Source organism: Streptomyces aurantiacus, from assembly GCF_001418335.1.
Lineage (GTDB): Bacteria > Actinomycetota > Actinomycetes > Streptomycetales > Streptomycetaceae > Streptomyces > Streptomyces aurantiacus.
On sequence record NZ_LIPP01000249.1, the window covers coordinates 1 to 7,570 of the forward strand.

Genomic DNA, 7,570 nt, shown 5'->3' on the forward strand with positions numbered 1-7,570 from the left:
GAGGCGGGGGCGCTCACCGGGTCACCGTCACGGGCACAGTCACGGTCACGTTCTCGTGGGCCGAGCGGTGCGCGGCCTCCAGGACGTCCAGGGCGTCGGCGGCCTCCAGGGCGGTGACCGGGTTCTCGCCGGTGCCGCGCAGGGCGGCGGCGACGGCCGCGTAGTACGCGGGGTACGCACCCGGCACGGTCGGGACCGGGACGCCGCCGCCGGTCGGCGGGGACTCTCCGGAGCCGACTCGGCCCCACAGCTCCTCGGGCTCGACGCCCCACTCCTTCTCGCTGCCCGCGACCGGGCGTTCGCCGTCGCGCAGGGCCGCCTCCTGGGGATCGAGGCCGTACTTCACGTAACCGGCCTTCGAGCCCAACGTGCGGAAGCGCGGGCCGAGTTGGGCGGTCGTCGCGGAGGCGTAGAGGTGGGAGCGGACGCCGTTCGTGTGCGTGATCGCGATGAACGTGTCGTCGTCGGCCGCGGCACCCTGACGGCGTACGTCCGACTCCGCGTACACCGTGGCCGCCGGGCCGAAGAGGAACAGCGCCTGGTCGACCAGGTGGCTGCCGAGGTCGTACAGCAGACCTCCGATCTCCGCGGGGTCGCCCGACTCGCGCCAGCCGCCCTTGAGTTCGGGGCGCCAGCGCTCGAAGCGGGACTCGAAGCGGTGGACGTCTCCGAGTTCGCCCTCGGAGATCAGCTTCCGGAGGGTCAGGAAGTCGTTGTCCCAGCGGCGGTTCTGGAAGACGGAAAGCAGCAGACCGCGCTCCTCGGCGAGGGCGGCGAGCTCGCGGGCCTGCGCCGCCGTGCCCGCGATCGGCTTGTCGACGACGACCGGCAGGCCCGCCTCCAGAGCGGCCCTGGCGATCGGGACGTGCGTCTTGTTCGGCGACGCGATCACGATGAGGTCCAGTTCGTCGGCGCGCTGCCAGAGCTCGTCGGGAGTCGTCGCGAACCGCACGTCCGGGAACTCGTCCCTCGCCTGCCGCTGCCGGTCCGGGTTCCCCGTGACGACCGTGTCGAGGACCAGGCCCTCGGTGGCGGAGATCAGCGGGGCGTGGAAGACGGAGCCCGCGAGGCCGAAGCCGACGAGACCCACCCGGAAGGGGCCTTCGCCGGCGGGGACTTTGCGGGAGGAGCCCTCGGGAAGGGAGGTGTCAGAGCCTGTGCCAGTCATGCCCTCCACTTAAACAACGCTGTTGCCAAAGTGCAAGCGAAGGGGACAATGGGGGCGGGGACGCGAGCACCACAGGGGGCTGAGAGCACAGAACAGAGAGGTGCCGAGTGGCTGTGGCTGGGATCAGGACCGGAGGCGGGAGCGGGGTGAACCTGCTCGCGCTGCGCAGCCACAACGCCGCGCTGCTGCTCGACCTGCTCCGGCGGGCCGGGCGGGCAGGGGTGAGCCGCCTCGAACTCGCCGAGCGTACGGGGCTGACCCCCCAGGCCGTCAGCAAGATCACCGCTCGGTTGCGGGAGGACGGGCTGGTCACCGAGGCGGGGCGGCAGGCGTCCACGGGGGGCAAGCCCCGTACCGCGCTGCGGCTGGCGCCGGAGGCCGGGCACGCGGTGGGGCTCCAGCTCGACCGGGACGAGCTGCGAGCGGTCCTCGTCGACCTCACGGGCGCGGTCGTGGCGGAGCGGCGCGCCGCCCTCGACCTGGGAGCCGGGGCGGAGGCGGTGCTGGGAGCCGTCGTGAGCGAGGTCCGGAGGCTGACGGAGGGACTGCTGAGCGCCCCACCGCCGGACCGGGGCGGCCGGGACCCTTCCCCTTCCCATTCCGTCTCCCCTTCCCCTTCCCCTTCCACCGTCCTCGGTGTCGGCGTCGCCATGCCGGGGCCTCTCGATCACACGCACGGGGTGCTGCAACGGGTGACCGGGTTCCCCGAGTGGGACGGGTTTCCGCTGCGGGACGCGCTGGCGCGGCGGCTCGGGGTACCCGTCGTGCTGGACAAGGACACGAACGCCGCGGCGCTCGGGCTGGCCGTCGGCGGCGAGGTCGGAGCGTTCGCGTACCTGCATCTCGGTACGGGGCTCGGCGCCGGGCTCGTACTGGGCGGGGCCGTGCACCGCGGGACCCGTACCGGGGCGGGGGAGTTCGGGCACCAGGTCATCCAGTTGGACGGGCCGCCCTGCCCGTGCGGCAACCGGGGCTGCGTCGAGGCGCTCTGCCTCACAGCGGTGGCCCGGGGCGACATCGACGAGGCGGCCCGTGTCCTCGGCGAAGGCGCCGCGAATATCGTCGGCCTGCTCGACATCGACCTCGTCCTGCTCGGCGGCCGTACGGTCGCCGCGGAGCCGGAGCGCTTCGTACGCGGTGTCGGCGCCGTCCTGGACGCCCGCGCCCGGCGCGAGGGAGCGAGCAGCCCCGTACCCGTACGGATCGCACCCGGCGGCGCCCGAGCGGTGGCGGAGGGAGCGGCCCAACTCCTGCTGGCCCCCCTGTTCGGACGGACCCACACCCGCTGACCCGACCGGACGCACCCCGCCTCCCCCGAACGGTCGTCGAACGATCCCCGAACGCCCCCCGAATGCCCCCCGAACGGCTCTCGAACAGCGCCTCTCCAGCGTGCCGGAGCCGAGACCCCGCGCCCGCGTGGCAGGCTCCCGTGTCCATGCGACTGAGCAAGCCCCTGTCTCTCGCCGTGACCGCTGCAGCCGCCCTCGCCTCGGTGCCCGCCGCACAGGTCTCCGCACAGGTTTCTGCACAGGTCTCCGCGCAGCCTCTTCCTGAGTTCGACCCAGGCCGGCCCACCTGCGCGGCGTCCAAGGAGCGGGAGTTCCCCGTCCGTACCCGGATCCACGGTGGACCCGACGCCTACGACGCCGGAGGCGGATACCGGACCTGGTACATCGACCTCACCAACACCACCGGCGCCACCTGCGCGGACATCCACCCGGTCGTCGTCCTGGTGGACGAGAAGCGGGCGCTGGAGCCGGAGCAGCCGCGCCTGGAGTTCTACGACGGGGAGCGCCCCCGCCCCGTCACCTTCGAGCGGACCGACGAGGACGAGCACATCGGCGTGCTCGGCTCGGCGGAGGACCAGGACTTCCCGGGGTTCACCGTGGCGCCCGGCAAGACCCTCTCCGTGAAGGTGCGGCTCGCGGTCACCTCGGACGCGGTGCCCAACGACGTCGTCGCGAACGCGGCCGTCGTACAGCGGCACGACGACGACGGCGCCTGGGTGGGCCAGTCGAACGACTACCGGTTCCGCATCGTCGACGGGGGCGAGGCGGCCGGCAAGGGAGAGAAGGAGAAGGAGAAGGAGCGGCGCGGCGACGCGAGGGATCGAGAACGGGACCGGGACCGGGACCAGAACGCGGACGGAGACGGGGACCGGGACGGGGACCGGCAAGGCGCCTCCGGCGGCGTACCGGACGAAGTCCCGTTCGCCGAGGAGATGGCCGGTACGGGGCTTTCCTCGCCCCGCGCGGTCCTCGCCGCCGCGGTCGGCGCGCTGCTGCTCCTGGGCGCCGGGGCCGCCGCACTGATCGTGGCCCGCCGCAAGCGCTGACCGGGCGCGGCCCTCGCCTGCTTACTCCCGACAAGATCGAGCGGATGGCTAGTCTGGGGGTGTCAGCACACAGCTGTGTCCGGTGATGTCGGCACACCGCCGTGACGGCACACCCGCACCGCACGGTTCACGCAGTACGCGTACGGCAGGAGACGGCACATGGCAGAGCGCAAGCCCATCGAATCGTGGCTCACGGACATGGACGGGGTGCTCATCCACGAGGGCGTGCCGATCCCCGGCGCCGACGCCTTCATAAAGAAGCTCAGGGAGTCCGGGAAGCCTTTCCTGGTCCTCACCAACAACTCCATCTACACCGCCCGCGACCTCCACGCGCGCCTGCGGCGGATGGGCCTGGACGTGCCCGTCGAGAACATCTGGACCTCCGCCCTGGCCACCGCCCAGTTCCTGGACGACCAGCGCCCCGACGGCTCCGCGTACGTCATCGGTGAGGCCGGTCTGACCACCGCGCTGCACGACATCGGGTACGTGCTGACCGACCACGACCCCGACTACGTGGTCCTCGGCGAGACCCGTACGTATTCCTTCGAAGCCATGACCAAGGCGGTGCGGCTGATCAACGACGGCGCCCGTTTCATCGCCACGAACCCCGACGAGACCGGCCCGTCCGCCGAGGGCGCGCTGCCCGCCACCGGCGCGGTCGCCGCGCTGATCACCAAGGCGACCGGCAAGCAGCCGTACTTCGCGGGCAAGCCGAATCCGCTGATGATGCGTACGGGACTCAACACCATCGGCGCTCACTCCGAGACCAGCGCGATGATCGGCGACCGGATGGACACGGACGTCCTGGCCGGCCTCGAAGCGGGCATGGAGACCTTCCTCGTCCTCACCGGTCTCACCACGGCCACGGAGATCGAGAAGTACCCGTACCGCCCGTCCAAGGTCGTCGACTCCATCGCGGACCTCGTCGAGCGGATCTGAGTCACCCGTACAGAGCAGTGGACCCCCTGCCCGGATGCGTCCCGGTGACCCGGGGAGGACGCTCCAGATGTCTGGAGGTTCACGATGGGTTCACTGCGACTCACTCTCTGCGCCGGGGTGGTGGCCGCCGCCGCGCTCATCCCGGCCGCGTACGCGGCTGACGGAGATGTCCGGGTGAGTCCCGGGTCCCCGGTTCCCGGCAGCGACATCCAGCTACGGGTCCGGGGCTGCACCGGGATGTCCGGCACCGCCGCGTCCGAGGCGTTCGTCGCCGACGCGCAGCTCACCGGGGAACCCGGGGATCTCACCGGCGAGACCCGCGTCCGCTCGACGCTCAAACCCGGCAGATACGACGTCAAGGTCACCTGCGACGGCTTCGAGGTCAAGGTGAAGGGCACAGTCACCGTCACCGACCAGAAGCATCAGCAGCAGAAACAGAGAGAGAAAGAGAAACAGAAAGAGAAACAGAAACAGAAAGAGAAACAGAAACAGAAAGAGCCGGGTGACCCGGCTGCTTCGTCCGCCGTGCCCGCTTCCCCCGTCGCCCCCGTGCACGCGGGCGGTGGCGGTACCTCCCGGCTCGCCTCCTCCGAGGCCCGGTCGGAGGGGCCCGGCACCCGGCACGCGGTCGTCGGCCTCGTCCTGGCCGGAGCCGCTGTCGTCGCCGTCGTCGTCAGCAGCGCCCGGCGGGGGCGGCGCGGCCGTACGGACTGAGCGGCCATGTCGAAACGGAGGCACAGGCAAGAGGTGGCGGACCGGGACCACACGTCCGGCGGTGGCCGGCTCCTGATGGGAGTGGCCTGGGCGCTGCTGCTGCTCGGCCTGTGGGCGTGGGGCCGCGAGGTCACCGACGTACGGCAGGGCATATCCGCGCCGACCACGGGCGACGTGGCGGCGGTCGGCCGGCCGCTCGGTGTCGAACTGCCGCCCGCGGTAAGGCCGTTGGAGGACGCGCGGCCTCAGCGCGTGGACATACCCGCACTGGGCGTACAGGCCCCCGTGGTGACCCGCGGCCTCGATCCGCAGGGGGCCGTCGATCCGCCGCCGTACGGGCAGCCGGGAACCGTGGGCTGGTACGCGAGCGGGGTGCGGCCAGGGGCGGCCGGGACCGCGCTGTTCGTCGGGCACGTGGACACCGAGACCCGGCCCGCGGTCTTCTACCATCTCAGCGAGGTGCGGCCGGGCGCGACGGTCCGGGTGGTCCGGGACGACGGCACGGTCGCCGAGTTCACCGTCGAGGGCGTGCAGGTGTTCGCCCGTGACCGCTTCGACGCCCGGAAGGTGTACGGGACCCGGCAGTCCGGGCGGGCCGAGCTGCGGCTGATCACGTGCGGCGGCTCCTTCGACCGGGACAGCCGCACCTACACGGCGAACGTGGTCGTCTCCGCGTACCTCACCGGCACCGGCACCGGCAAGGGCACCAGCAGCAGCGCAAGCAGTGGCATCAGCACGGGCGCCCGGCTCTGACGCGGCAGGCGCCCGACGGCCCGCCCGCGGCGGTACCTGGCCCGGTCGACGACCCGCTCCCCCCGGAGCCGTCGACCGGGCTGGTCCTCGACCGTGCGTGCACGGGCTGCGGGAGTAACCCGGCGACCGGCACGGGAGGTTCGGGGGTCCATCCGAGCACCTGCACACGCACGTGCACACATGCGGCGGCCCGACAGCCAGGGGGCGTCGGGCCCGTCTGAGACGACTGTAGAGCGGATGAGTGTTCCGGCCTAGAGTCTGGATGACGCCAAGTCCCGCAGCGGTGGCAGTGCGTAATCCGTGCAGGTAGCCGCGGCATATGCGCGGTGTGGCGACGGCGTCCTCCGCCCCCCGAAGCCCCCTCCGTCCACCGGGTGCCCGCAAGGCCGCCGTCCGGTCGCGAGGCCCTGTAACAGCTCTCCGACAAGGCATGAGCGCGCTCGTGGGCGGCTCGACAGGTATGTCAGGATTGGTGCTTCGGACGGTGCACCCGAGGGGGAGTTTCTAGATGTACGGGAGCAGGGGGGCCGGGGCAAAGGCGTCCGTGGCGTTGGTCGGAGCTGTGCTGTTGCTCGCGGGGTGTTCTTCCTCGGACGACGGCGACGGCGACGGCAGCAAGGACAGTTCGGGCGCCAAGGTGAGCCAACAGCCCAAGGACAAGGATCCGTTCTGGGTGAACCCGGACGGGAACGCGGCGGAACAGGTCGCCACCTATGTGAAGGACGGCAAGGACGAGGACGCCGAACTGATCCGCACGATCGCCGAGCAGCCCACCGGTGAATGGCTCACTCCGGAGAACGCCGAGCAGGAGGCGCGTGGTTTCACCGAGGCCGCCGCGAAGGCGGACCGGGACTCGCTGCTCGTCGTCTACAACATCCCGCACCGCGACTGCGGCCAGTTCTCCGGCGGCGGCGCCGCGGACGGCAACGCGTACCGGGCCTTCATCGACCAGGTGGCGGGCGGCATCGGTGACCGCCCGACGACGGTGATCCTGGAGCCGGACGCCGTGCTGCACATGGTGGACGGGTGCACGCCGCAGGAGTTCCACGAGGAGCGGTACGACCTCCTGCGGGGCGCGGTCGACAAGTTCAAGTCGCTGAAGAACACGAAGGTCTACCTGGACGCGGGCAACGCGGGCTGGGGCAAGCCCGACGCGATCTTCGAGCCGCTGAAGCTGGCGGGCGTCGAGAAGGCCGACGGCTTCGCGGTCAACGTGTCCAACTTCTACACGACGGCCGCCAGCACGAAGTACGGCAAGGAGCTGTCGGCGAAGGCCGGCAACAAGCCGTTCGTGATCGACACCAGCCGCAACGGCAACGGACCGTACACGGAGGGCGACCCGGCGGAGAACTGGTGCAACCCGCCCGGGCGCGCGCTCGGCGAGTCACCCACCACGAAGACCGGGGACGACCTCGTCGACGCCTACCTGTGGGTCAAGCGGCCCGGCGAGTCCGACGGCACGTGCAAGGACGGCCCGAAGGCCGGCCAGTGGTGGCCGGAGTACGCGCTGAAACTCGCGAAGGCCAGCAAGTAGAACAGTCGGCAGCAGCCACGTAACAACTCCCTGCCCGGCAGGGTGGGTTCCCGTCAGGGGATCTCCACCCACTGGGCCTCGCTCGGGGTGCCCTGGTCGTCGGTCACGAAGAGCATGTACCAGCCGG

The 7,570-nt window shown here is 71.5% G+C and carries 8 protein-coding genes; 6 read left to right on the top strand and 2 right to left on the bottom strand.

All coding sequences use genetic code 11. From position 1 onward, the window contains the following. Window positions 1-13: 13 nt before the first annotated feature. Window positions 14-1,168 carry a Gfo/Idh/MocA family oxidoreductase gene (locus AOK01_RS29080; protein ID WP_079103846.1) on the bottom strand — a complete coding sequence of 385 codons (1,155 nt, stop codon included), beginning with the start codon at window positions 1,166-1,168 and terminating at the stop codon, window positions 14-16. Window positions 1,169-1,281: 113 nt separating this feature from the next. Between AOK01_RS29080 and AOK01_RS29085 the strand changes: the two genes are divergently transcribed. The 6 genes from AOK01_RS29085 to AOK01_RS29110 all read left to right on the top strand — a co-directional run bounded on the left by AOK01_RS29085 (window position 1,282) and on the right by AOK01_RS29110 (window position 7,443). After that, window positions 1,282-2,457, top strand: a complete 1,176-nt coding sequence (locus AOK01_RS29085) for an ROK family transcriptional regulator (protein ID WP_245702461.1) — start codon at window positions 1,282-1,284, stop codon at window positions 2,455-2,457. Between the two features lie 146 nt (window positions 2,458-2,603). Further along, window positions 2,604-3,503, top strand: a complete 900-nt coding sequence (locus AOK01_RS29090) for a hypothetical protein (RefSeq protein WP_055516888.1) — start codon at window positions 2,604-2,606, stop codon at window positions 3,501-3,503. A gap of 159 nt (window positions 3,504-3,662) precedes the next feature. Next, window positions 3,663-4,442, top strand: a complete 780-nt coding sequence (locus AOK01_RS29095) for an HAD-IIA family hydrolase (RefSeq protein WP_055516879.1) — start codon at window positions 3,663-3,665, stop codon at window positions 4,440-4,442. 84 nt (window positions 4,443-4,526) lie between these two features. Further along, window positions 4,527-5,156, top strand: coding sequence for a hypothetical protein (locus AOK01_RS29100; protein WP_055516880.1), 630 nt, complete (start codon window positions 4,527-4,529; stop codon window positions 5,154-5,156). Between the two features lie 6 nt (window positions 5,157-5,162). Beyond that, window positions 5,163-5,909: a class F sortase gene (locus AOK01_RS29105; RefSeq protein WP_063792882.1), complete on the top strand. Its 747-nt coding sequence runs from the start codon at window positions 5,163-5,165 to the stop codon at window positions 5,907-5,909. Between the two features lie 508 nt (window positions 5,910-6,417). Beyond that, window positions 6,418-7,443 (top strand): glycoside hydrolase family 6 protein, encoded by a 1,026-nt coding sequence (locus tag AOK01_RS29110; protein WP_055516884.1) that lies wholly within the window; start codon window positions 6,418-6,420, stop codon window positions 7,441-7,443. 53 nt (window positions 7,444-7,496) lie between these two features. Here AOK01_RS29110 and AOK01_RS46655 read toward each other — a convergent pair. Then, window positions 7,497-7,570 (bottom strand): galactose oxidase-like domain-containing protein (locus tag AOK01_RS46655; RefSeq protein ID WP_157871524.1); only part of this gene is annotated, 74 nt, incomplete at its 5' end.